At 61.1% G+C, this 23,533-nt stretch carries 26 protein-coding genes; 4 read left to right on the top strand and 22 right to left on the bottom strand.

Annotation, left to right across the window (positions count from 1 at the left end):
* Nucleotides 1-2: 2 nt before the first annotated feature.
* From WC421_02735 to WC421_02840, 22 genes are read right to left on the bottom strand one after another with little or no spacing between them, the layout of a single operon-like run.
* On the bottom strand, nucleotides 3-1,127 hold the full coding sequence (locus WC421_02735) for a hypothetical protein (protein MFA5161137.1): 1,125 nt from the start codon (nucleotides 1,125-1,127) through the stop codon (nucleotides 3-5).
* Nucleotides 1,127-1,681, bottom strand: a complete 555-nt coding sequence (locus WC421_02740; protein MFA5161138.1) for a putative phage tail protein — start codon at nucleotides 1,679-1,681, stop codon at nucleotides 1,127-1,129. Before WC421_02740 ends, WC421_02735 begins: the two co-directional genes overlap by 1 nt.
* Entirely contained in the window at nucleotides 1,678-7,446 is a 5,769-nt protein-coding gene (locus tag WC421_02745; GenBank protein MFA5161139.1) for a hypothetical protein, read from the bottom strand. Before WC421_02745 ends, WC421_02740 begins: the two co-directional genes overlap by 4 nt.
* Nucleotides 7,446-8,456, bottom strand: coding sequence for a baseplate J/gp47 family protein (locus tag WC421_02750; GenBank protein ID MFA5161140.1), 1,011 nt, complete (start codon nucleotides 8,454-8,456; stop codon nucleotides 7,446-7,448). The genes WC421_02745 and WC421_02750 overlap by 1 nt, the downstream gene beginning before the upstream one ends.
* Nucleotides 8,456-8,815, bottom strand: coding sequence for a phage GP46 family protein (locus WC421_02755; GenBank protein MFA5161141.1), 360 nt, complete (start codon nucleotides 8,813-8,815; stop codon nucleotides 8,456-8,458). Before WC421_02755 ends, WC421_02750 begins: the two co-directional genes overlap by 1 nt.
* A gap of 4 nt (nucleotides 8,816-8,819) precedes the next feature.
* The gene (locus tag WC421_02760; protein MFA5161142.1) at nucleotides 8,820-9,293 is read right to left on the bottom strand and encodes a phage baseplate assembly protein; all 474 of its coding nucleotides are present in this window, start codon (nucleotides 9,291-9,293) and stop codon (nucleotides 8,820-8,822) included.
* Complete coding sequence (locus WC421_02765; GenBank protein MFA5161143.1) at nucleotides 9,290-10,312, bottom strand: hypothetical protein; 1,023 nt, start codon at nucleotides 10,310-10,312, stop codon at nucleotides 9,290-9,292. Before WC421_02765 ends, WC421_02760 begins: the two co-directional genes overlap by 4 nt.
* Nucleotides 10,305-11,612, bottom strand: a complete 1,308-nt coding sequence (locus WC421_02770; GenBank protein ID MFA5161144.1) for a DNA circularization N-terminal domain-containing protein — start codon at nucleotides 11,610-11,612, stop codon at nucleotides 10,305-10,307. The genes WC421_02765 and WC421_02770 overlap by 8 nt, the downstream gene beginning before the upstream one ends.
* Nucleotides 11,606-13,450 (bottom strand): phage tail tape measure protein, encoded by a 1,845-nt coding sequence (locus WC421_02775; GenBank protein MFA5161145.1) that lies wholly within the window; start codon nucleotides 13,448-13,450, stop codon nucleotides 11,606-11,608. Before WC421_02775 ends, WC421_02770 begins: the two co-directional genes overlap by 7 nt.
* A gap of 13 nt (nucleotides 13,451-13,463) precedes the next feature.
* Complete coding sequence (locus WC421_02780) at nucleotides 13,464-13,592, bottom strand: hypothetical protein (protein MFA5161146.1); 129 nt, start codon at nucleotides 13,590-13,592, stop codon at nucleotides 13,464-13,466.
* Nucleotides 13,576-13,914 carry a hypothetical protein gene (locus WC421_02785; GenBank protein MFA5161147.1) on the bottom strand — a complete coding sequence of 113 codons (339 nt, stop codon included), beginning with the start codon at nucleotides 13,912-13,914 and terminating at the stop codon, nucleotides 13,576-13,578. Before WC421_02785 ends, WC421_02780 begins: the two co-directional genes overlap by 17 nt.
* Nucleotides 13,915-13,917: 3 nt before the next feature.
* Nucleotides 13,918-14,277, bottom strand: a complete 360-nt coding sequence (locus tag WC421_02790; GenBank protein ID MFA5161148.1) for a hypothetical protein — start codon at nucleotides 14,275-14,277, stop codon at nucleotides 13,918-13,920.
* Between the two features lie 10 nt (nucleotides 14,278-14,287).
* Nucleotides 14,288-15,700: a phage tail sheath subtilisin-like domain-containing protein gene (locus WC421_02795; GenBank protein ID MFA5161149.1), complete on the bottom strand. Its 1,413-nt coding sequence runs from the start codon at nucleotides 15,698-15,700 to the stop codon at nucleotides 14,288-14,290.
* Nucleotides 15,697-15,873 carry a hypothetical protein gene (locus tag WC421_02800; GenBank protein ID MFA5161150.1) on the bottom strand — a complete coding sequence of 59 codons (177 nt, stop codon included), beginning with the start codon at nucleotides 15,871-15,873 and terminating at the stop codon, nucleotides 15,697-15,699. Before WC421_02800 ends, WC421_02795 begins: the two co-directional genes overlap by 4 nt.
* A gap of 9 nt (nucleotides 15,874-15,882) precedes the next feature.
* On the bottom strand, nucleotides 15,883-16,383 hold the full coding sequence (locus tag WC421_02805; protein MFA5161151.1) for a hypothetical protein: 501 nt from the start codon (nucleotides 16,381-16,383) through the stop codon (nucleotides 15,883-15,885).
* Nucleotides 16,367-16,846 (bottom strand): hypothetical protein, encoded by a 480-nt coding sequence (locus WC421_02810; protein ID MFA5161152.1) that lies wholly within the window; start codon nucleotides 16,844-16,846, stop codon nucleotides 16,367-16,369. Before WC421_02810 ends, WC421_02805 begins: the two co-directional genes overlap by 17 nt.
* A 1-nt stretch (nucleotide 16,847) precedes the next feature.
* The gene (locus WC421_02815) at nucleotides 16,848-17,324 is read right to left on the bottom strand and encodes a hypothetical protein (GenBank protein MFA5161153.1); all 477 of its coding nucleotides are present in this window, start codon (nucleotides 17,322-17,324) and stop codon (nucleotides 16,848-16,850) included.
* 13 nt (nucleotides 17,325-17,337) lie between these two features.
* Nucleotides 17,338-17,811 carry a D-Ala-D-Ala carboxypeptidase family metallohydrolase gene (locus WC421_02820; GenBank protein ID MFA5161154.1) on the bottom strand — a complete coding sequence of 158 codons (474 nt, stop codon included), beginning with the start codon at nucleotides 17,809-17,811 and terminating at the stop codon, nucleotides 17,338-17,340.
* A gap of 1 nt (nucleotide 17,812) precedes the next feature.
* Entirely contained in the window at nucleotides 17,813-18,244 is a 432-nt protein-coding gene (locus tag WC421_02825; protein ID MFA5161155.1) for a DUF1320 domain-containing protein, read from the bottom strand.
* A 10-nt stretch (nucleotides 18,245-18,254) separates the two neighbouring features.
* Nucleotides 18,255-19,151, bottom strand: coding sequence for a Mu-like prophage major head subunit gpT family protein (locus WC421_02830; GenBank protein ID MFA5161156.1), 897 nt, complete (start codon nucleotides 19,149-19,151; stop codon nucleotides 18,255-18,257).
* Between the two features lie 15 nt (nucleotides 19,152-19,166).
* Entirely contained in the window at nucleotides 19,167-19,751 is a 585-nt protein-coding gene (locus tag WC421_02835; protein MFA5161157.1) for a hypothetical protein, read from the bottom strand.
* Complete coding sequence (locus WC421_02840; GenBank protein MFA5161158.1) at nucleotides 19,752-20,777, bottom strand: phage protease; 1,026 nt, start codon at nucleotides 20,775-20,777, stop codon at nucleotides 19,752-19,754. It lies immediately after the preceding gene.
* Nucleotides 20,778-20,926: 149 nt separating this feature from the next.
* Here WC421_02840 and WC421_02845 point away from each other — a divergent pair, with 149 nt between their 5' ends.
* Genes WC421_02845 through WC421_02860 form a run of 4 tightly spaced genes read left to right on the top strand, consistent with a single transcriptional unit; the run spans nucleotide 20,927 to nucleotide 23,280 of the window.
* A complete protein-coding gene (locus WC421_02845; protein MFA5161159.1) occupies nucleotides 20,927-21,199 on the top strand; it encodes a hypothetical protein in 273 nt (90 codons plus the stop codon).
* On the top strand, nucleotides 21,196-21,462 hold the full coding sequence (locus WC421_02850) for a hypothetical protein (protein ID MFA5161160.1): 267 nt from the start codon (nucleotides 21,196-21,198) through the stop codon (nucleotides 21,460-21,462). The genes WC421_02845 and WC421_02850 overlap by 4 nt, the downstream gene beginning before the upstream one ends.
* On the top strand, nucleotides 21,443-21,862 hold the full coding sequence (locus WC421_02855) for a phage terminase small subunit-related protein (protein ID MFA5161161.1): 420 nt from the start codon (nucleotides 21,443-21,445) through the stop codon (nucleotides 21,860-21,862). The genes WC421_02850 and WC421_02855 overlap by 20 nt, the downstream gene beginning before the upstream one ends.
* Nucleotides 21,862-23,280, top strand: coding sequence for a terminase family protein (locus WC421_02860; GenBank protein MFA5161162.1), 1,419 nt, complete (start codon nucleotides 21,862-21,864; stop codon nucleotides 23,278-23,280). Before WC421_02855 ends, WC421_02860 begins: the two co-directional genes overlap by 1 nt.
* Nucleotides 23,281-23,533 lie beyond the last annotated feature (253 nt).

Here is a 23,533-nt window from a genome sequence, read left to right on the forward strand (position 1 = left end):
CCTTAATACTTTATCCAGAACATGCAGGCCGCGTTCATCATGCGCGTCTCGGCAGCGATGCGGGGTGTTCCATGTGTGCCGTCAGTCATGGCAGCCTCTGCCTTGCTGGTATCCGCAGCGTGATTCCACGTATAGGAGGCGGGGTCGCCAGCGTATTGTACGCTATAGGTACTGCCAGACTGGTCAAGAGGCGACGTCAGATGATGGAAGTGTCCCTGAAAAGCGTCATCCTGTTTTGAGCCGAAAACGCGGGCAGCGTCTATGCCCGCTCCGTCGTCCCAGTTGCGCAAAACAAGCGCGCGCCAGTCAAATATCTGGAAGGTGGTGCTTCCGTCGCCGAATCCGAGTCCCGGCGCCCACACCCAGCAGGTATGCGAGCCGGACTGCGAGCCGCTGGTAACCACCGCCGCCCCGCCTGGCGATGCTGACACCTCAAAGGCGTCCGCTGAAAAGCCGTCGGCAATCACATAATACACAGTTCCCGCCGCAAGTCCGGTCGGGAGGCTGCCGTTGGTCGTAAAGCGCACGTTGTCGCCTATGGAAAGGCCATGCGCCGGCGCGGAAATAACCGCAGGCGACGCTATGGATATTGTGGCCGCAAACGTCGGCACCAGTTTCTGAAAAAGCGCCGCGTATGCGCTGCGTGAAAGCGTCGCGCCGTTGAGCTTGATGAACCCCGGACGTGCGGCCCTGCTCGCGCTGAACACAATATCTCCCACCTGCGCGGCCTCCCCCGCAAGATTTACCGGCTGGAAAGCGACCCCGTCGTAAACCACGCAAATAACCGCGCCGGCGGCTATATCGCCCGGCGACATTTCCGTAACGCCATTTTTTTTGATAGCAACCGCGCCCAGACCGTTGACATTAAGCGTCGCGGGTCCGGTATTGGCGCTGGCCGCCTTAAACCATATCGGGAATCCGGCCACATATTCCGGCAGCGCGGGCGACAGCGCGACCGCGTATGCGTTATTAGCCCCTGAATCCTCCGCATAGTCCAGCGCGCCGTCCCCGTCAACATCCCGGCCCAGATGCCGCTGGTTATTGAGGGCGGTCAGTAACGCCGCCCTTATTACCGTCCCCGCGATTCCGCCCTGCGGGTTTGCGTCCACAAATACCGTTTTTGCCATTATGCTTCCTCCCCGTCGTAGACATAGTTTACCAGCGTATGCGCCGGCTTCAGCTTCTCAAAAAGAACCTCCACCTCAGCCGCCGGATACGACAATGCTTCCCCGCAGCGCGCGACGCCGCACCGCGCGAATTCGCCTACTTGCGTAAGCCCGCGCACCGTCCACATCCAGCGTATTTCCGGCGCGCCTAGTATGTCGCCGCACCGCGCACCGCCGCATATCATGGGGACATATTCGTCTATGGTTATCGCCTGCCCCAGCATTGCGGCGAGGTCTACGAAATATTGACGGCTCAATCCGCCTATTGCCGTCATTTTTCTTACAACCTCGGCCCGACGTCTGGCCAGCGTCGCGTCTGCGGCTGGCGTGATGCCATAACGCTGTTCCCAGTCGCCGATGGTTTTAATCGCGCGGTCGGGCAGTATCTCATTAAGAAAGTCATCAGCGGCGGCGGATGCGTGGTCCAGCTCCGCGCCCTGCGCCGCGACGAGCTTGTCGTAATCCCCGCCTAACGGCAGCGGCGTCAGCAGTTTCAGGACATCGGCATTATTCACGGCGCCCCCCTTGAATAAACCCCTATCCACGCGCCCGCCGCCGTTCCGGTGGCGACATAAATATCAAACGCGCTGTCAGAAGACTGCACCCTGCACGTCGCCGCCGGCGAGGCCGAATACGACGCGCAGGCCATGTTTCTTATGTCGGCGTGGGTAGCCGCGCCGTAATCAACGGTTCCCTTTATTGTCATGCTGGCCGTGAAAGTCTGCGTCGCGCCCCAGGTGTGCGCGGTTGAGTAATGCTCCGCCGCTATCGTAGGATTAGGATAGGTTCCCGCCAGTTCGCCCGCCGCCTCGCCGCCGGAAAGTATCACGCCCGTCAACCCCGCCCCGCTGCCCGAAAATGCCGTCGCCGTTACGGTCCCCGCAACCTGCAGCGCGGTGGACGGGGAAAGTGTCCCGATGCCGACTTTCCCGTTCCCAAGCAGCGTCATCAGTGGCGCCATTGTCCCTGCGTTGGTGTAATCGTAAAATCTCATTCCGCCGATAGAACCGGCGCCGCGGTTGGCTATTATATCCACTTCACCGCCGCCGCCGGAAAAATTCCAGCCTATCGCCGCCTTCCCGGTATTGGCTAACGGCGACAAAAGCGCGTCCGTGTACAAATTCAAACCGCCCAGGGCCGGAAGTCCCGACACATTCAGGGTAAGTCCGGCCACGGGTGTGGTGCCAATGCCGACATTGCCGGTGAAAGCCTGCGCCGCGCTCCACGTATGCGCGGCGGTTTGCGCCGTCGCCAGCGCCGGATTGGGATAGGTGCCGCTCAAGTCCCCCGCCGCCGCTCCGCCGGAGGCGTTGATTGAGCCGACCGTGAGCGCGCCGGAAATATTGCCGGTTCCCTGCACATCCAGATTGAATTGCGGAGTCCCGGTGCTGATTCCAACCCTGCCGCCGTCCGTTGCCGTGAACAGGTAGGCGCCTGTTTTTTTAACGCTCAAAAGCCTGTTGTTGCCGCTGGAGTGCGGAAAGTCCACCAAAAGCCCGGAATCCGCATTCCCGCCGCCGTCTGCCGAGCCGTACGGCTGGATGCGAACTATGGGATTGTTTCTGTTGGTGTCCCCTCCAATCAGAACGGATTGACCGGAGTTTATTGAAGTCGTGGAAAGACTGACCAGGCTTTGCATGTTGATGTTGCCTGAAAACGTCTGCGTCGCGGACCATGTGTGCGCGCTGCCCTGTGTCGTTGCCAGTGCAGGATTTGGGTAAGTCCCGGACAACTCGCCCGCCGCCGCGCCGGAGGGCGCCACGCCCGTAAGTCCGGCCCCGTTGCCGGAGAACGCCGTCGCCGTTACCGTCCCCACAACCTGCAAAGCCGTTGAGGGATTGTTTGTGCCTATCCCCACATTTCCCCCCGCCAGAATCCTCATGCGTTCTGTGTTTGTCGTCAAGAAAAGCAACGGCGCGGCGCTAACCTCCGAGATAAACCCTGCATCCTCGGAGCCGCTGCCCTTCTGCCCTATTCCCAGCTTATGCCCCAAATCGTTGACCATCGTCCAGCCGGCGTTGTACCCGCTTTGCGGCTGAGTCAGCGTGGCTGGCTCATAACCGGCGAATGCGCCGGCATTTATCACAACCGGCACGGTCGGGTCCGCCACCGTTCCGATGCCGATTCGCGTAAACGACGGCGTCGGAGAAGTCGCGCCGGTGGCGGCGTTTATCATTGTGCCGGTCAGAACGTCCCACTGGTCGGACCATGCCGTCAGGGGCATGGATGTTCCATGCCGCATCGGCTTGTCAGTCGGATAAATCGTCGTATAAGCCGGCGTTGTCCAAGTCTGGAAATCTCCGGCGAGATTGTCGGCATACATAACGCCATAGCTGCCGGTGCAGCCCACTGGCGCATCGTAATATATCCGGTACCCGTTCCCGACTGGCACGACAGATTCGCCTTCTTTTCCCGTCCCGAACCCAGCCCAGTCGCCGTCTTTAACGGGATAGTATGGTCCCGTGATTGCTGTTGCTGTGGAATAGATTATCCCGTCGTTGGGCGTCATACGCCGGGTCCACAAATAATAATATGGAGATTTATAAAGAACATACGGGTCTATGAACACATTTCCGCCTGCTGCCAAAACAAGAACAGGGGAACTCCACGTTGAAAAGTCAGCGGCGGTCGGATGGGTTTCATAGATGCTGTAAGTATTGTCGGCGGTCGTCGTTGAGACTGCCACGAGTATGTGTACAGCGCTCAATCCTGTATCATTTGTGTCATTATAAAACTCTGGCGCAATCGCCTTGTGAATGCCCGTTATCGGTAGCGGGATGTCCGCTTTGGCCGTCCAGTTCAGCAGGTCGGTGGAGTAGATAAGACCGAGCGTTGTCGGCGTAGCCGCACATCCGCGCGCCTTTGTATACGTCGCATAAAATTTATTATCGGTATGTTTCATAATTGACGGGTCCCGCAGGCCAGTGCTTGCGCGGAACACCGGCGTTGACAAGACAACAGCCCAGGTGCTTCCGTCCACGCTGTAGTTTATATACATGCTTTCGTCGTCGGAGCGGAATGCCGCCATTATGTAAGTGCTTGTGCCGATAAACACGCCGCCGCTAAAAATCTGCGGCGCGGTCCACGTGTGCGCGCCCGTCTGCGTGGCGGCCAGCGCTGGGTTTGGATACGTTCCGGTAAGGTCGCCTCCGGCTCCGCCGGAAACCCCAATCGCGCGCCACTGCGAGCCGCCTGGTCCTGTGGCAATATAGACATTGTAATCGGTAGCCGGCGCGGGTCCCATTGTCGCCACCAGGCAGGTGTTCGTGCCGCCGGCGTACAAGTGATTCCCGTAATTCCACGACGTGCATTGCAGATTTTGCACTTCCGCTTGCCGGACTGTTCCCAAAAATGTCAATTTGCCGTAATAATCCCCGCCCGGATAATTTTGCGTCGGGCCGACCGACAAATCCAAAGCGGTGCCGGTTGATGTGCCGATGTTATTGCCCCAGATGTAACCAATCCCGGCTTGCATGCTTATGGGCGAACTGGTGTCATATCCTCCAAGCGTAAACATCGCGTCGCTGTTCGGCATGGCCATTCGTCCCCATACCGCCGCCGAGCTAGTCAACGTCTGATACGCACCCCACGTATGCGCCCCTGCTTGCGTGGTCGCTAACGTCGGATTCGGGTATGTGCCGGCCAGTTCACCCGCCGCGCTGCCGGACGGAGCCACACCGCTTATCGTAACATTGGTCGCCGTCGTAACCCGCCCCTTCGTGTCCACTGTAATCCGTGCGACCTGCGTCGCGCTGCCGTATGTCCCGCTTGTTACGCCGCTGGCGGCCAGCGCCGGGTTCGGATACGTCCCGCTCAAATCCCCAGCCGCGCTGGTCGTCGTGTAAATGCCGTTTGTTACAGTGGCCGCGTTGCCGGTGATACTGCCGGCTATGGAATTGCTGAACGTCTGCGTCGCGCCCCAGGTGTGCGCGCTGGAGTAATGCGCCGCCGCTATCGTCGGGTTCGGATACGTGCCGGCCAGTTCGCCAGCCGCAGTCCCGGCAGGAGCTACGCCGCTGATGGTTACATTTGTCGCCGCCGTAACGCGGCCTTTGGCGTCAACCGTAATTTGCGCAACCTGCGTCGCGCCGCCATAGCTCCCACTGGTGACACCGCTGGCGGCCAGCGCGGGGTTTGGATACGTCCCGCTCAAATCGCCAGCCGCGCTGGTCGTCGTGTAAATGCCGTTGGTTACTGTGGCCGCGTTGCCGGTGATACTGCCTGCGATGGAATTGCTGAAGGTCTGCGTCGCGCCCCATGTGTGCGAGGCGGAATAATGCGCCGCCGCTATCGTCGGATTCGGATATGTGCCGGCCAGTTCGCCAGCCGCAGTTCCGGCAGGAGCTACGCCACTGATGGTCACATTCGTGGCCGTCATAACCCGCCCCTTCGCGTCCACGGTAAATTGCGCAACCTGCGTCGCGCCGCCGTAGCTGCCGCTTGTAACCCCGCTGGCGGCCAGCGCGGGGTTCGGGTAGGTACCGCTCAAATCCCCCGCCGCCGTCGTGGTCGTGTAAATACCGTTTGTTACAGTGGCCGCGTTGCCGGTGATACTGCCGGCTATGGAATTGCTGAAGGTCTGCGTCGCGCCCCAGGTGTGCGCGGCGGAGTAATGCGCCGCCGCTATCGTCGGGTTCGGATATGTGCCAGCCAGTTCGCCCGCTGCAGTTCCGGCAGGAGCTACGCCGCTGATGGTTACATTTGTCGCCGCCGTAACGCGGCCTTTCGCGTCAACAACAATCTGCGCAACCTGCGTTGCGCCGCCGTAGCTGCCGCTTGTAACCCCGCTGGCGGCCAGCGCGGGGTTCGGGTAGGTACCGCTCAAATCCCCCGCTGCCGCAGTGGTGGTATAAAGCCCGTTGGTGACGGTGGCCGCGTTGCCTGTGATGCTGCCGACTATGGAATTGCTGAATGTCTGCGTTGCGCCCCAGGTGTGCGCGGCTGAGTAATGAGAGGCTGTTATCGTCGGGTTCGGATATGTGCCGGTCAGCTCGCCAGCCGCAGCCCCGGCAGGAGCCACTCCGCTGATGGCAATATTCGTGGCCGCAGTAACCCGCCCCTTCGCGTCAACAACAATCTGCGCAACCTGCGTCGCGCCGCCGTATGTGCCGCTCATTACCCCACTGGCCGCCAGCGCCGGATTCGGATAGGTACCGGCCAAATCGCCCGCTGCGCTGGTCGTCGTGTAAACGCCGTTGGTTACGGTCGCCGCGTTCCCCGTAATGCTGCCGGCTATGGAATTGCTGAATGTCTGCGTCGCGCCCCATGTGTGCGCGGCTGAGTAATGCGCCGCCGCTATCGTCGGGTTCGGATATGTGCCGGCCAGTTCGCCCGCCGCAGTTCCGGCAGGAGCTACGCCGCTGATGGTAACATTCGTAGCTGTAGTAACCCGCCCTTTCGCGTCAACAACAATCTGCGCAACCTGTGTCGCGCCGCCGTAGCTGCCGCTTGTAACCCCGCTAGCGGCCAGCGCGGGGTTCGGATACGTCCCGTTCAAATCCCCCGCCGCCGTCGTGGTAGTGTATACGCCATTGGTCACGGTCGCCGCGTTCCCGGTTATGCTGCCGGCGATGGAATTGCTGAAGGTCTGCGTTGCGCCCCAGGTGTGTGCGGTTGAGTAATGCGAGGCCGCTATCGCCGGGTTCGGATATGTGCCGGCCAGTTCGCCCGCCGCAGTCCCGGCAGGAGCTACGCCGCTGATGGTCACATTCGTCGCCGCCGTAACCCGGCCTTTCGCGTCCACCGTGAATTGCGCAACCTGCGTCGCTCCGCCGTATGTTCCGCTCGTTACCCCGCTCGTCTTAAGCGTCGGATTCGGGTATGTTCCCGTCAAATCCCCAGCCGCGCTGGTAGTCGTGTAAATGCCGTTTGTTACCGTCGCCGCGTTGCCGGTTATGTTGCCGACTATGGTTTGCAGGAACGTGTTTATCCCAGTCCAAGTCTGCGTTGACCGCAGCACGCCCACCCGTGATAAATATGCCCCGTCCCCGACAAACGCCGCCGCGGTAACCGAGCTTGCCGCCACAATCGGCCCCTGCACGGTGGCCGAGGATTTTAACGTGATACCCTCCGCCGTTATTCTGCCCCCGTTGCCCTGCAAAATTATGGTCGGCGTCGTCGCCGTCGCGGTGGACGCCGACAGCACTATTTGCCCCGCCAGCGTCATGGACGCCTTCCCCGTCGTTGTAGACGCGGTTACCCCGTAATACGCCGACTGCGCCCTCGCCGCCGTGGCCGCCAGCGCGGCCACCGCCGCTGAAATCATTATTTTCTTAAGCATTATCCAATCTCCTCCGTGATGGCGGCGCCGCCGCCGATGACTACAAACCCGCCGTCCCCGACCGTTATATCGCCCATGTAGACCATCACCTGCTTGGTGTTGGTGCAGATAGCGATAAACGGCACAGCCGGCGCAGCCGCCGCTATGCTCCGCAGCGCGGCCAGCGTTCCGGTTATTATCTGCGCCATTGCCTGCGGCGGGATGACGGGCGGGTTTCCCTCGTCCGGCGTCGGCGTTATCAAATTGGTGTTGACCGTAACCGCCCTGGCGCGGATTACCTGATAGGGCGTGGCGGCCACATTGGCATACGGCATGGAGCAAACCGCGTCGTCGGCTCCGTTGGTCAGCGCCAGCGACGCCAGCGACGCAATCGTCAGCGTCCCGCCGATAGTCATGCCGTTTAGCAGCGCTGTTACATCCAGTCCCAGCGCGTTCCAGTCAACCGGTCCCGGCGCGGTCATTGTTACGTCCTGCATGATGATTTGCGCTTTTACGACGCGGAACGTTCCCGCCGTAACGGGCCGCCGCGCGTCTATATAGGCGTAAACCGCCGCGACCAGCGCGTCGCCCGGCGTCTCGCTTCCGGTGGCGGCGGCGTCGGCCAGAATCACCACGTCCACCGTTCCCGCTCCCTGCGGCGCCGGCACGCACCTGGCAGCCGCCACTCCGTCCACTTCTTTCGCCCAAGTCTCGTAATCGTTCGCGTTTCCTCCGGCGGGTGGCTGCTGCTCGCGCGCTTCCAGCCGCGCCAGCAGTTCCGCGTCGGTCTCGTCCGGCTCGCGGAAAATTCTGTAAATCGCGCAATGCCGCTCTAGCAGCGCGCTGGACGCGCTGGCCGGAAAAATCTGCTTCGCGTTGTTATCAAGCTTGTTCTGCAATCCCCATTCCGCGCTGGCCAGCGCGGCGGCGTTGGCGTACAGCACGCTCCCCTGCGTCACGTCGGCGTCGGGGCAATTGTTTTTTATGTCCTTCAATATCCGCGTAAAAATAGCGTCAAAAGTCTCTGCCATTATGCGACCTCCGCGAAATTGGAGTATTTAAGCGTCGCGCCGCCCCGCGCGGTCGCGGTTACGGTATAGTTGATTCTGCCCGCCCCTATTTCGGTTGTAACGATTACCTTCGTCAGCTTCCCGCTGTCCGTCAGCCATTTCAAAGCGGCCTGAATGTAGCTCCCGACCAACTGCGCCGTCGCCGCCGTCGCCTTCTCGCGGCGCAGTGTCCCCAACTCGCTGCCGAAGGCCGGGTTCAGCCACCAGCTCCCGCGCCGCACGGCCAGGCTTATATGGATGTTGTTTGCCAGCGTCGTCTCGGCGGCGCTCAAATCCATATCGCCCTGCCCGTTCTGTATTCCCAGTTTGAAATCCGCCATAATCTCACATCCCCGGCGCGGCGGGGCCGGTGGCGCCGCCCTGCGGGTCCGTATGCGTATGCTGATTGTATTTGTCGCGCATCGCCGCCATGCTGCCGGCGCCGTCGGACACATCGCCCGCCACCCGCAAATCGCCGTTGAACACTATCTGCGGCGCCGTAACCGTTACGGAAACGCCGGCGGTCAGCTCCACCTTGCGTCCGCGTTTGAAATGGAACCTGTCGCCCTCGTCGGTGTAAAGCGCTACTTCGCCGCGCTCCAGCGCCACGCGGTAACGGGCATCGTCGCTCGCCACCAGAAAAACCTGATTATCCTTTACCAGCACAATCCCCGCCGCGCCGTCTTTGGGGCTGCTGGCGAAGCCGTAGTGCTGCAACAGCTCGCGGTCGGCGAAAGTTTCGCCGGACCGGCCCGTCGCGGCAAACAGCCGCGCCGCGCCCTCGGTAATGCCGGTGATAATCGCCCTGATGATAGTCATGCGACCTTCACCCCCGGCAGGCCGATTCGCACCTTCGTGGTCCTGCCATGTTCGCGCGACAAACAGAATGTCCGCCCCGTGATGAGATAATTTCCGTGCAGGTTGTTCACCTCGTCATCAACACTGCATATTTCGTTAATGGTCCACAGGCGCGTGTTATGCGAGTGTCCCGACATGCGATATTCGGCGCAGAACGACTGATGGCGCATCTCCGCAAATATCATGCTGGCGCGGGCGGCCATCATGTTTTCGTCCATGTCCTCGGCTATAACAAATGGTTTCGGCACCGCCGATTTAGGATAACTGCTATCGGTAAACACTTTGGCAATGGGGGTAGGCGCGATAGTTTTTCCCTGCATTCCTGCCGACACGATGACCACACTTGAGTATCGTTTGGAGATGTCTCTTACCACCTCGGCGGACTCCACATTGTTTCCTCGGCCATCCCTTCTGAACACGATGTTGTATTTCGCTTCGCCAGATACTTTTGGGGTATCAAATCTAAAGCTGCCGTCGGGCATGCAATAAAACAACAATCCATGTCTGGCGGCGTGGGCGCGGAGTGTGTTAAATACCGTTTGTCCTACGTCAAATTTGGGACGCAAATGTAACGTCTGCTGGTTGGGAAAAACACCAGGAGCGTAACTCACCGTCTTAAGGTCAATTACCGGCACCAGCGACAGCAAATTTTCGGCAATAGTTTTCATGCTGGCGTCATCAATATCGCCGTACCGTGTGATATACCGGTCCACCAGTAACCCCATCATATCGCGCCCTTCCAGCTTGTATGAGTGAGAGGTTTTTGTCGTAGCGCGCACGGGTTTATCCACGTATCCGTTTAATACCAGTTGGCCGTTCACATATAACTTGCAGGTCTCGCCCTCATCAATGGCTATTTCAGGATTTCGCAATGCGACATTAAACGCTGCCGCTGCTGCATACATATCCGCGTCCACCTCGTAGGCTAGGAAGTTTTTGATTTCCTGCCCGGCCACGTTAAGCGCGATTGAATCAGCCATTGTTCGCTCCGTAAATGTTCAGCGCGCCGGCGGCCTCGTTCGGATTTTGCAGCGCGGGGTTAATCGCCAGCAGCCGCTCCGCCGCGCGGAACGGCAGTCCGTTCCGCAGGCAGACCAGATGCAGCGGCAGCGGCTGGTCCAGCGCGACCTGTATTATGCTTTCGCGCTCCAGTTTGACGGTGTTGACGTGATTTTCCAGCGCCAGCGCAATGTCTTTGTAGCTTTGCGGGTCCAGTCCGTTTCGCCGGGCGCAGTCAACAGCCTCCTGCAAATACCGCCGCGCGATGGCCAGTATGCTCTCCAGTTCGTCTGCGGTCATAAGGCTGGCCGCGCCAGTGTCCGCAGCCTGCGGCAAAAAGTTCCCGTCCGCGTCCGCCGCCGGAGCGGCTTCCGCCGCCCTCAGCGAGTCGCGCAAATCCTGCTCGCTGCCAAACACATCCGCCGTCGCCGCGCCCAGTGCCTCGGCGCAACTGAGCTTGAGCGTAACCCGCGCCGCCGCGCCGGCGGACGCCGCCGCCGGGTCCGCCCCGCCGAAATGCGCAAACGAGGTTTCCAGCGCGCGGAACGATTCGTCCAGCTTCCTGATAAAATTCGCCGGCGCGCTTTTAAGCGTCTGATACGCTACCGCGTAACGCTCCACAGCCTTCGCGCAGGACAATACCATCGTGGCCGGCAGGTCGGTCGTCCAGTTGAGCAGACTGGTAAAACTGGCCGCCGGGTTGCTGACTGAAGACATCGCGGCGTCAAACGCCGCCGACGCCGAGGAAATCTTGTTCTGGTAAGCCGACACACGCGCTTTGGCGGCGGCATACTTTTTCTGCGCCGCATTCAGCGCGTTCCGCGCCCACGTCAGCCGGTTGTTTGCGCCCTTGACCGCCGCATTATTTACGGCGGTGCCTACCGCCAGCTTTTGCGCAGCCGGCGCGGCGTCCGCGCCGTTCTCCACGAAGGTTATCTCTATGACGGCGTTCTGCTTGGTGTCGTCATGCCGGGTATGCGTTTTTTCAATATCGCCCGCAAGCAGCCCGTAGACCGGGTGGATGAACTTCCGCGACGGATTGCTTTGCTTCAGCCACGCCAGAAAAGTCTTGTGCGCGCCGTAGTTTCCCCCGCTGAAATGCGCGCGCATTGTAACCACGCGCGCCTTCAGCCCCATCGGCTCCAGCTCTGCGCCGTTTTTGAAGGGATATTCGTGCTTTACCAGCGCGTTCTCAACGCCGTCCTCAATAAACTCAAGCTCCGGCGCGAACCGGTTGCCGTTATCGTCGTAAAACGCGGGCGTCAAAAGCGCGTCTACCATTTCGGCCCCCTCGTCTCCACCAGCCCGCGCATGACCGTTATTTTCACATCCGGCGCGTCTGTGTCGGTATGTATCCGTCCCTGCGCGTCAATTCTCAGTTCAATAATCCGGTTTTTCGTATAGTCGGTTTGCCCCTTGGACTCGTTGGCGTATTGCATCGCGCTGGCCAGTTGGTCAATCAGCTTGTCCGTTACGCCGGAGGCATTTACCAGCGCGCCGATGCCCGCGCCCGCTCCGGCGGCGGCTAAAATCGCCGCCGTGGTCAGTGCGGGGGCGGCTGCCAACGCCGCGCCTGCGCCAAGCCCCTGTATCGCGCCGAATTTGCCGGCCAGATTCCCCAGCATTCCGCCTGCGGCTCCCGCCGCGAAGCCGCCGCTGTTTGGAAACGGGCGGCCAAACTGGTCCACCAGCCCGCCTGCGGCTCCGCCGGGGCCGAATCCTGACGGCCAGTTGGTTACAAAGACCGGTTTCACGCCGGTAATCGCTTCCTGCGCCTTGCCCGCCATCGTCCCCGCAATAGTATTGCCGCCGAACAGCGAAAGTCCGAACCGGCTCAATCCGCCCCTTAGCGCAAGCGCGCTTTTTCCCATCCCCCAGGCTCCGCTCAACATGCGCGCCACGCCCCAGGCAACGCCTCCCGCCAGCGCAAGCCCGCCTGCGGCGGCTATCTGCGGATTATCGCGCAGCCATGCGCCGGTTTTTGCCAGCCTGTCCGCAGCGGCGGCCACCGGCGCCGTCATCGCCGGCAGGAGCGGCTCGTAAAGCGCGCCGCTGGAGTTATGCCAGGCGTTTCCCAGCTTCGTCAGCGAGTTAGCCAGCGAATTATTCTGGTCGTTAAACGCGGCGACTGCGCCCGCGCGCTTTTTAGCGGCGGCCTCAAACTCCTCTATGCGCTGCGCCTTGAAAAGGAACTCCGCCGCATCCGCTCCGCCGCCGAATATTTCGCCGAACACGCCCGCGCGCTTCGCGCCGGAAACGTTCCTGAACCGCGTTTTAAGCTGTTCCTGAAGCGCGGCGAACCCGATAAACTTGTCGCCCTTGAAAAACGACAGCCCGAATTGCCGCGCCCAGCGCGCCGGGTTGCTTTGCGTATCCGCCCAGGTGGCAAGCACATTGTCCATCATGCTTTCCATCTTTGAGCCGGGGCGCGCAAGGTGCGCCTCCCTGAACAATCCGGCCAGCGCCACTGCGGAATCCAGCCCCACGCCGTGGCTCGCCATCGCCAGCCCGGATTTTTGCAGCGCGGCCACAACCTCGGCTGGGTCCGCCTCGGCCTGCGCTGTCCAGTCCAGCGCCGCGTTCATCTTTTCGGCACTATCCACGCCAAACTGGCCGCGAAACAGCTCCATCATCGCCCGCGTGCCTTCGTCGCTGTTTCCGCGCAGCCGTCCAAGCGCCAGCGCGGTTTGCGCAGAGCCGCTTGCCATGTCCAGCGAAAACCCTTCCTTCAGCAAGGAGTTCTGGAACGCCGCCGCTTCCACGGCGGCTATCGGCATTTTTTCCGAGAGCTTGTAGGCGGTCTCGCTGACGCGCTTCATCTCGGTATTAAGCTGCGACGCGCTTTTAACCCCGTCGGCAAGAAACGATTTGGTGCGCAACGTGGCGTCCTCCATCGCCATCGCGGCGGAAACGCCCGGCTGCATCAGCTTCCAGCCGCTGTAGGCGATACCCGCGCCCTCCAGCGCGCGCCGGAAGCCGCCGCGCATCGCCTCAAAATCCGCGCTGACTTTGGCTCCCGCCCGTCCCAGGCTGTTGATACGGGACTCCAGCCGGCTTATGATTCCGCCGGCGGCGTCTATAGCCGTAAAGCTCAGCGCAAGTTCCATTATTTGAGACATAGCCGTTTCCCGCCTACTTCCGTTTCACCCGATAAGTCTTTTTCTCTTTCCCGCCGGACATTTCTCCGGCGCATTCCAGCCACGCCATCGCCTCGTCCACCGGCATGTGCGCGGCTTCCCTGAAGCTAAACCCCTGCGCCATCAGCGCCAGTGTTATCCGGCGCGGTCTGCTGTTTCTCGCCGGAGCGAAAGCGGTTTGACGCTGCGACAAGCGCGTCAAAATCCTCCTCCGCCAATCCCATGACGAGTTCCGGCGTTATCTTGCCGGCGGGGATGGTCCCCAGCCGGGCCAGCCGCCGCGCGTAGACGCAGACGGTCAGGTAAGCCTTGTTGTGCTGCGCGCGGGGATTGTCCATCGCCTCCACGGTGTCGCTCACCAGCTCGCGCCGCAGCTCAAAGTCCCGGTGCGTCGCGCCGTCAAACTTCGCGCCGACGGGCAGTTTGCCTTTTATTGTTTCGTTCATGTTTTAGCCCTCGCTTTCCGAAACCGCGCCCAGACTGATGGTTCTGGTGGTCTCGTTCTCGCCGTCGGTTTTCATTTCGCCCAGTGTGAGAACGGTAACGCCGGTATAGCGCGTCGTTTCGCCCCCGTCGTAGGTAACGGTTAGCGTGCCGTCTTTGACGCCGCTCCAGTCAAACGCGCCGGACTGGGGAACGATATATTCCACTTCCAGTTCATAGCGCGGCTGTACGCCGACAAAGCCGGTTTTGCCCATCAGCTTGACGGTTTTGTTAAGCTCAACGGGTTTCCTGCTGAAGCTCTTGAAATCCGTTACGCTTTTGCCGTTTACGGCCAGTTCCACCCGCGAGACGTATATGTCTGCCATAATCCTCTCCCTAGACCACCAGCCGTATCTGGCCGGCTATGATGTGCGCGCCCGGCACCACCCTGGCCGGGATGTCCATGATGATGCGGCTGATGTTGTTCGGGTCGTCTGTGGCGTCGGGCTGGTTGGCGGCTACGTTCTGCACAATCTCCGCCGCCTCAAGTCGCCGCAAGACATCCAGTAACTCGGTTTTGACGGCCGTCGCCGTTTTCCCCGCCGTGCGTTTTGCGCGCGGGAATACGGAGCGTATGCGCCGCAAAACCGCTTCCGCCGTGTAGAACAGGCTGCGCGGCGTGGTTATGTCCAGCAGCGTCGCGTCGGCGTTGCCGTCGCCGTCTTTGACATAACTGGTTATCGCGCGCACAATTTGCACCGAGCCGTCGGTTGCCACTTCCCCCGGCGTAACGCCGTTGTAGAGGCAGCTTTCCTGCTCCGGGTCCGACAGCCGGTCCGCTATCGCGGGCGCGGCGACGCCGGTCATCTCCACGGTATTCAGCGGCCTCGCCGGGTCCTCCTCTGCGGCCAGCACGGCGGCGTATACCGCCGCCTGCTCAAACGGCGCGGTTTTGCTGCCGCGCAGATAAAACCCGCTCAGCAGCCAGGAGTTCAGCTCGCCGCCAAGCGTGCAGGCCGCCGCAAGCCCGCCGGATGGGTACCCGAACACGCCCATGCCCCATTTCTCCGCCGAAGCCGCCGACACCGCCTCGCAGTGCGCGGCCAGCGCGGCGAGCGAATCCTCGTCGTTTAGCGGGCTGGCGATGATGTGGTAGCGTTCGCCTGCCACAATTGCCAGCGCGTCTTCCATGTCCGGGTCCAGCGCGCCGCCCGTCATGGCGGTTATGGTAAAGGCCGCGCCGGCGGCGTCCGTCTCCGCCGACAAGATGATGGTATTGCCCAGCGTCCCCTTGTTTTTCGCGGTCAACGTTATCGTCCCGCTGTTTACCGCCGCTGTAACCGGCAGGTCGGGCAGATTGTCCAGCGCGGCTTTGAGCGCGGTTGCGATTTCCGCCGCAGTGTCTTCGGAGGCTACGTTGATTTTGACGGGGACCGCCCCCACGTAAAGCGTCAGCCTGCCGGGCGCTGTGGCGGGGCCGGTGATGGCGATGGAGCCAACCGCCGCAGCCGAACTGGCCGCGTCCGCCAGCGGCAACACATAGAGCAGCAGGTACTCGTTCGCTTTTATGGCGAGCTTGCACATGATGTGCGCGATGGACCCCGCGCCGAACAGTCCGCGCGCGTGGCCTTCGGAATACACCCGCACCGGCGTGTTCGCCGCCGCCGTGCCGGAGCCGGTTTTTTGCGCGGCTATCAGCACCTTCTGCGTATTGCCCTGCAGGGAATTCGCCCCCGCCTTGAGGCTGAACTCAAGCGGCGCGCCGGGTTTGCGCCGGTTGTCGGGGATGGTTGTGAATTCTGTCGTCATTTCGTCTCCTCCGCCGGGACGCGCACAAGGCTTCCGTCAGCTATCAGACGGAGGTAATATGCGCTGCGCGGCGCCTCTACCGCCGCGCTGTCGGTGATGTATTTGCGCGGCTGGTTTTCCATAGGGCATTTAAGCCCCTTCGCTGCCCTGACCTGCATCGTTTCCTTCGCCATGTTTCCTCCCTACGGTTGAATGTCGCCCGTTATGACGGTCTTGCCGCCGTACAACACGTTCAGCCCCGCCACAAGCAATTGCTCCGACTCCGCATCGCCGGTTTTCCTGACGGTGTACGATGTGGAAAAATCCAGCCTGAAAACGCCGACGCAACCCTGCAACTCCTCCGGCGCGCTGTCGTCCGTGAACCCGCCGTAGGCGATAGCCGTTATATCCAGCCCCAGTTTTTCAAGGAACAGGCATTGCGCCAGCGCCTCTATAACCGGATACGCGCCCTTGCGCCGCGCGGCGTCGTTTTGCAAATTGCTCACCCGCACCCACAGCGCAATATCCACATGCTGCTTGCAGGCGTTCATCGCCGGCGCGGTCGCGGCCCCTTTCATTATCGCCAGCATATAGCTGGGGCCGGCGATGCTATTCACCCCGGCGCGCGGTATGTCCGCGCGCTTGATTAGCGGGGCGAACAGCCCCAGCCGGGCGATTATCGCCTCTTCAATTTGCGCCAGCATCGCCGCCCTCCGGCTTCGCCGCCGCTCGCGGCGTATCTACGGGGGGATAGGTATGCAGCGCGAGTTGAGCCTCCTCGTTCATTACCACGACCGCGGCGTCAATCAACGTAGCCGCCATATCTCCGAGGCTGTCGGGGATGCCGAGCTGCCTCAGCTTTGCCAGCACGCGCGCTTTCTTTTCCGCGCCGAGGCCCGCATCCGGCAGCAGAATCTCCTCTATGCGGACGAGGTAATAAACGATATGCTTCACCGCGTCCAGCAAAAGCGCCTGCTGCGCCGGCGGCAGCGATTTGTAATCCAGCCGGGCCAGCAGCAGCGCCGGCATCCGCAGAAACAGCCAGCCGTAGAAGTTGCGCGCCGCCGCGCTAATCCGCTCTGTAAGCCATTTGCGCAGCGCGGGCGAGAATGCCGCCACCCCCGCCGTCAATGCCGCGCCCAGCAGCCACATTTTGATGTTTGCCATGTCAGCCTCCGAATTTCCAGAACATGCCGATATACGCGCCGTAATCAAAAGCGGGCGCGGTGAAGTCGCGGCTGCACCAGCCGCCGACGGTTACTTTTTTCAGCACGGTCTGCGCGGGCAGGACCGAGAGCAACCGCTTTACAGGGTCCAACGTGGCCAGATATTCCCCGGCGTGGGCATTGACGCCCACAATCACCGAGGCATTGCCGCTTATGCCCGTCGGCGTTACGACTCCGGTATCCAGCGAGATGTATTGCGCTGGCCGGTAGATTTCCAGCGTCCCTCCGCCCAGCCAGCCGCCGTTTTTAACGCTGTAGAACATGCCCAGCGTCAGACTGTCCAGATTCACGCTTGCTGGGGCGGAACTGCTTATAATATCCCCAGCGGTTTCGGCGGCTTTTACAGCCGGTCCGCCGAGGAACAGCAGCGCGGTCAGCGGTATCGCCAGCCTCAGGGGGATTTTGAAATGTCTTATCACGGTTTTATCTCCTTCAGACCGCAGGTCTGTAGATTTTGCCGTCAAACACAAGCGCCTGGCGGCATTTGACCGCATCGCGCCACGGCTCGCCGAGGCTGATATGTATCCAGCCCGGCTCCCGTATCGCCTGCCCGTAGCGCAAGCCGGGTCCCGGCGCGCGCAGCGAGGCGGCGTTAAGCTGTATCCAGCCGAACACCGTATCCAGCGAAACGCCCGGCACGTAGAAATCCGCCGCTTCGCCGAACTGATGCTGCGACGCATGCGCCCCGCCGATGGCGGCATTTAGCGCCTCGCAGCGGAATCCGCTGAGGACAACCACCGGCCCGAACTGCTCCCGCACCGGCTCCAGCAATTGCTTGCACAACGCCTGAAGGCTGGTTATGAATACCCCCGCCTCCAGCCGGTTTTTGTCGGCCAGTTCCGGATGTGTGCAACAGACCGTCAGCTCGTCAAACCCGAAATGCGGCGACAACATTGCGCGAGTCATGTTAAAACTCCTCCAGCCGCTGCTTGCCGAACATCCGGTCGCGGCGGGTTTTATTGACCTTGTAGCTGCCGGGTCCGCGCGCCGCGTCGGCGTCGTTTATCGTGATTTTGCCGGACTGTATCTTCTCCAGCGTCCTTATCGCTCCGTCGTAGTCGTTTTTCATCTGTTCCGGCGCCGGCATGACATTCAGTCGCCGCTGGAACAGGCTGTAAGCGGCCAACGTTACCGCGATGTTTTTGATGAGGCCCGGCACGGGGTTGAGGGGCAGGGTCATCCTGCCCCTCAGATACCCGTCTATAAGCTCCTGCGCGTCGGCTATTGCCGCAGCCGCCCTGTCCTGATTGGCCGAACCGGTATTCCCGTCGTCCGTAAGCTGTATGAGCTTTTCATCTGACAACCGGCCCGACAAATCGCCGACGGAGCAGTAAGCCATATATCAGTCCTCAGTCAAGGTACGGCACGCACATCACTTCCACCGTGCCTTTCCACGGGTTGCTTTCCATTCCCGTCTCGGTTGCGGAGTTTTCTCCGTAGGCGATTTTGCGCGCCGCGCCCTCGTTGGAGCCGCCGACCACCAGCAGGTTCGGCTTCACCTGCATTTTCCTGCCGGCCACATCCGCGAAGGCCATCATGGCCGCGCGCGCTTTGGCATAGTTCGCCGGCGTAAGCGGCTGCTTGCTGCCGAAGGCGAACTGCCACAGCCCGTACCCCGCGTTATCGCGCGCGTTCACGCCGTAGAGGAATGTGTTCTGCTTGAACACATGCTCGCTGGAGGGCTGCGTCATGGCGGTAAACTCCGGCGCCTCGCGGTTCTGGAACACCAGCGGCTTTATAGCGCGCGTGGTGTCCAGCAGAAACCACGGGTTGCCGGGGTTGCTTTGCGGCACGTCCATGTTGGAGACGTCGGCCTTGTTGACCTTGTGCGTCGCCGAGAAAAACGGCTTCCCGTCGTAGCACAGCTCGTCAAACCCGGCGGCCAGCAGCGCGAAAACCAGTTCGTCCGGGTGCGAGGCCGCCGCGCGGCCCATCTCGGACACAACCGGCGAGAACAGGCCGATTCTGTCGTCCGCGATGTCGTTGCGCTTCAGCTCCACAGTAGACTCAAAGTCCTCGTTGAGTACCGCGTATTTGCAGGCCAGCAGGTTCTTATACTGCCGGTCGCCCAGCCATTTCCTCATTCTGGGAACCGCGCCGAGGAATGAGTAGTTCTCCTCGCGGGCGGTGGAAGGCACTTCCGTGGCGATGGAGCGGAACAGCGGCTTGTACTCCTGAAAGGCCTTCTGGTACAGCGTGTTGAAGGTTTTGAATATCGCCTCAACCGATTGTGCGTTTATCAGCATTTACTTTGTCCCTCCTCAGGACCACATAAGCCCTGCGGCTTTAAGCGCGGCTATCACGGCATTAAGCTGCGCCTTGAGTTCGTTTGCCAGTGTGGCTATCGCCTGCACGTCGGCTTGGGCATACGTCTCGCCCTGCGTGGGCGCGTTGGCCGATGCCGCCGCAGCGACCGCCGCCGCGATGTTCCCGAACAAGTGGAAATCGGGCGACACCTGGATGAACACCTCATCCGCCGCCACGACTTCCTTGATGACGCCCGCGAACACCTTGTGAGTGCCGCCGGTTTTGTTGACCGTCTGGTCGTCGGCGACAAATACGGCCTTGCCCGCGTCGGCGGCGGTGAAGCCGCTGCCGCCGTAGCAGAAGCAGCCTTCTTTCACTTCCACTGCGGCGTCGCCGTTCTGGCCGAGCGCGTTGTCCACCGTCGCTTCAGCGCGGCCATAAACCACCAGCCCCGCCGCGTCGCTCGCCGGCACTGCATAGCCGGAGCCGTTCAGCGCCGTCAGTCCGCCGGCGTATATTTTCGCGCCCGCCGCCACAGGCAGCGCATGGCGCTTGCCGTCGCGGAAGGCGGTGTCTCTTTCTGTGTCCAGGGCCGCCATCTAGTTGCCCTCCTTGTTGGTTTTGAGGAAATCCTCTTTGGAAACGCCGGCCAGCTTGCACACGTGCATTTCCGTTTCGCTCAGTTCCGTCTGTCCGCCTTTGGCGGGCGCGGAAGGTTTGGCCTCGCCGGGCGGCACCACTACGGGCGCTTTGGCCGCGAATACCTTGAAGCCTTCGGGGTCCGTTTTGGCGCAGTTAAGCGCCCAGTCCCGCATCGCGGGCGATACTTTGCCTTCTTTCATCGCCATCGCCACAAGGTCGGCGGCGTCGCGCTCGGAGTTTCTGGCTTTCAGTTCCGCCACCGTCTGCGCCAGTTTCGCCGTCTCGGCGGAGCCGGACTTCATGACCATTATTGCGCCGGTCACGTCGCTTTCCTTGGCCGTCTCCGGCAGGCCCAGCGCGGTCAGCGCGCTTTTGCAGGCCGCCAGACGGGGCGCTTTCAGCGTCTCTATCGCGGCCAGCGCAGCGTCGGGCGCGGCATCGGGGGCCAGTCCCAGCGCTTGCATTATTTTGTCCATGTTGCTTTTATCCTCCTTCGTTTTTGCGGCGGTCCCGCCGCCTTGCGATTTGTTCACCACCGGCGTCATCCCGTCTATGGCGGGGGCGTTGGTCAGCGCGGCGTTCAGGAAACGCGCCACGCGCCCGGCCTTGTCCGCCAGAAACACCGGCGACAGATAGCGGTACTCCCGTTTTTTCAGATATTCCTGCGCGCGGGCCGTCCACTCCACCTCGCCCCAGATTCCCTGCTCGCCCTTGTTGACGAGCCGCCGTATCCAGCCCGCAGCCGGGGCCTCCACGTCCTTGAGCGTCTGATGCTCGTAGTCAATGACGAAGTCGTTTTTGTGGGCGGAGGCCGCCTCCAGCACCGCTTTGGCGGCGGTCGCGTCCAGCAGGAACGACCCCTTATCCGTGTTATGCGCGCCGGCGGGGATAAGCTGCACCTCGGACGGCAGAGCCGAAACGTCGGCTCCGGTCATTACGAACAGCTTCCCGTCGGCGCTTGTGCTGTCTGTCAGTGGCTTCATGCGGATATTCTGGCAGGTTGGCTGGCTGACGCTCTTGTAAACCGTTTACAAGATTGTGGCGGCCTTCGTCCGCTAACATATCAACAGAAAAAGGCGGATTTGAACCGTCGCCGCCGTAGGCGGCGACGCGTAAACCGGAGGACTGGCGCATGACAATGTGGAGTTTCTTCACCGACGCGGTGGCTAAATGGGGACTGGCGGCAATGGTGCTTGTGTTCTGGTATCTGGACTCCAAGGAGCAGAAAAAACTTTTCCGAACCATGCTGGCGCAACAGCAGCAGCAGGCCGACCAGCATTTCGCTCAGACCGAGCGCATGCTTGAGCAGTTGCAGTACCTTTCCGGCCAGATGTCGCGGGTGGAAAACAAGGCGGACACCAACCAGTTCTGCCCGATTACAAGAGGAGGGAGCAAACCACAATGAACAACGAGCGCATGATGATGGAAGGAAAACTCTCCGTCCTGCGGCACGATTTGCGCGAAGCCGGGTTGTCGGCGGCTGCCTCGCGCGATTTGACGCGCGAAAAGCTCAATCCCTATGAGCCGGACATCGTGGATGGCTGCGATACGGCCATCGCGCTGCTGGAGCTTAAACGGCTGCACGAGCTGCGCGAAAAAATAATCTCCCTGCGTGCGCAAATCGCAAAACTTGAGGAGGCGCTCGGCCATGAAAAAACCGGCGCTTGAACCGGAGGCCCGGCGGCTGTTCGTGCAGGAAGGCATGACCTTCGCCGGTATAGCCGGCACGCTGGGCGTCTCCGAAAAAACTGTGCGTCTGTGGAAGGACGCCGGCGGCTGGGAGGAGAAGCGTAGCAATTTCCTGAAAGGCAAAGAGCAGTTCCATCAGGAGCTTTTTGACCTCGCCCGCAAACTGATGGTCGCCATCTCTGAAGATATGGACGCCAAGCGTCCGGTGGACGGCGGCAGGGCGCGGCTGTTCATCAACATCCTCAGCAAACTAAATATCGTCAAAGGCTACGAGGATATGCTGGCCAAGCTCAACGCCAACCCCGACCTGCTTAAGGCCGGCGGCGACCTGGCGAAACTGGTCCGCGACGAAATGTTCAAGGGCGAGGACGCCGGCTGATGGCTTCCAAAGCGCCGCGCTTTCTCCCGTATCAGAGCCGCTGGCTCAAAGACGCCAGCAAGGTAAAGATTTGGGAAAAATCCCGTCGTATCGGCGCCACTTACTGCCAGTCGTTTGAAGATGTCAACGATTGCATCGCCGTCCCCGGCCTGCCGGTTTGGTTTTCTTCGGCGGACGAAACGGCTGCGCGGGAATATATCGTGTACTGCGAGATGTGGGCAAAACTGCACCAGCGCGCCGCCAAAGTCCTCGGCGAACAGGTGATAGACGAGAAAAATGGCATAAAAGCCTATGTCATAGAATTCCGCAACAAGTCGCGCATCCACGCTCTCAGTTCCAATCCGAAAGCCTTCCGCTCCAAGGGCGGCAAGGTCGTGCTTGACGAATTTGCCTGGCATGAGGACGCCGCCGCGCTTTGGAAGGCGGCGCGCCCCTGTATCATGTGGGGGCATTCATTGAGGATACTCTCAACCCACAACGGGCAGAACTCTAAATTTTTCCGGTTCGTGAAGGATACTAAAGCCGGCAGGCTTAAATGGAGCCTGCACACCACCCCCATACAACTGGCCGTGGAAGAAGGCATTGCCGACACAATCGCAGGGCGCGCGCTGACCGCCGCCGAGAGGCAGGCATGGCTGAGCGAAGAACATACAGACTGCGCCGACGAGGACGCGTGGCAGCAGGAATACTGCTGTGTGGCAACCGACTCCGCCTCCGCGTTTCTGACCTACGACGAGATAATCGCCTGCGAGGACCCCGCCGCATACATGCCCGACCTTTCCGGCATTCTGGGCGATTTGCTTGCGGGCTTTGACGTGGGCCGCAAAAAAGACCTCAGCGATATCGCCGCGCTTGAACACTACGGCGGGATGGCCTGGCTGCGCCAGATGGTGGAGATGCAAAAAACCAAGTTTGCCGTCCAAAAGGAGACGCTGTGGGGCATTCTCCGCCATCCCAGGCTGCGCCGCTGCTGCATTGACTCGACCGGCATTGGTATGCAGATGGCCGAGGAAACTCAGGACGAATTCGGCAAATACCGCATTGAGCCGGTTACCTTCACCAACGCTGTCAAGGAAGATTTGGCCTACGGCCTGCGCCGGAAATTTGAAGACCGCGCCATCCGCATTTTTCCGAGTTTCAAGCTGCGCGAAAGCCTGCATTCCGTCAAGAAAATCACCACCGCGTCGGGCAATATCCGTTTTGACGCGGCCCGCTCCGACAGCGGCCACGCCGACGAATTCTGGGCGCTGGCCCTTGCCGTACACGCCATCTCGCCCGATAACGGCCCCGTCCGCGCCGCCTCCTCCGCCGGAGGCGAAAGCCGCAGCGCGCGCGGCTACGACGCGGAGGAAGCGGGCCGGTTCGCGCTCAATGCCAGCGACCGGAAAAGGCGGCGCGACCGCTATGCGGGGTACTGAAATCATGGCCAAAAAAACACCCGTTCCGGCAAAAATGCGCTTTATGGGCCTTAAAATGCCTCACGTCAAAACCGGCAGGGGATTATACGGTAATCGGGCTTATCATGCGAATTTAACGGGGGTTTGGGGCCTGCAAACATAGGTCAGGCCCAAGTTTTTGCGGCGGTTTCGCGCAAAACCGCGCCGCATATATAGCTTTAGCATTGCGCGCGCGAAGCCCCGCCAGACGGGGCAAGCCGGAGGAACGAAAAAT

Source organism: Elusimicrobiales bacterium (assembly GCA_041651175.1).
Taxonomy (GTDB): Bacteria; Elusimicrobiota; Elusimicrobia; order Elusimicrobiales; family Elusimicrobiaceae; genus JAQTYB01.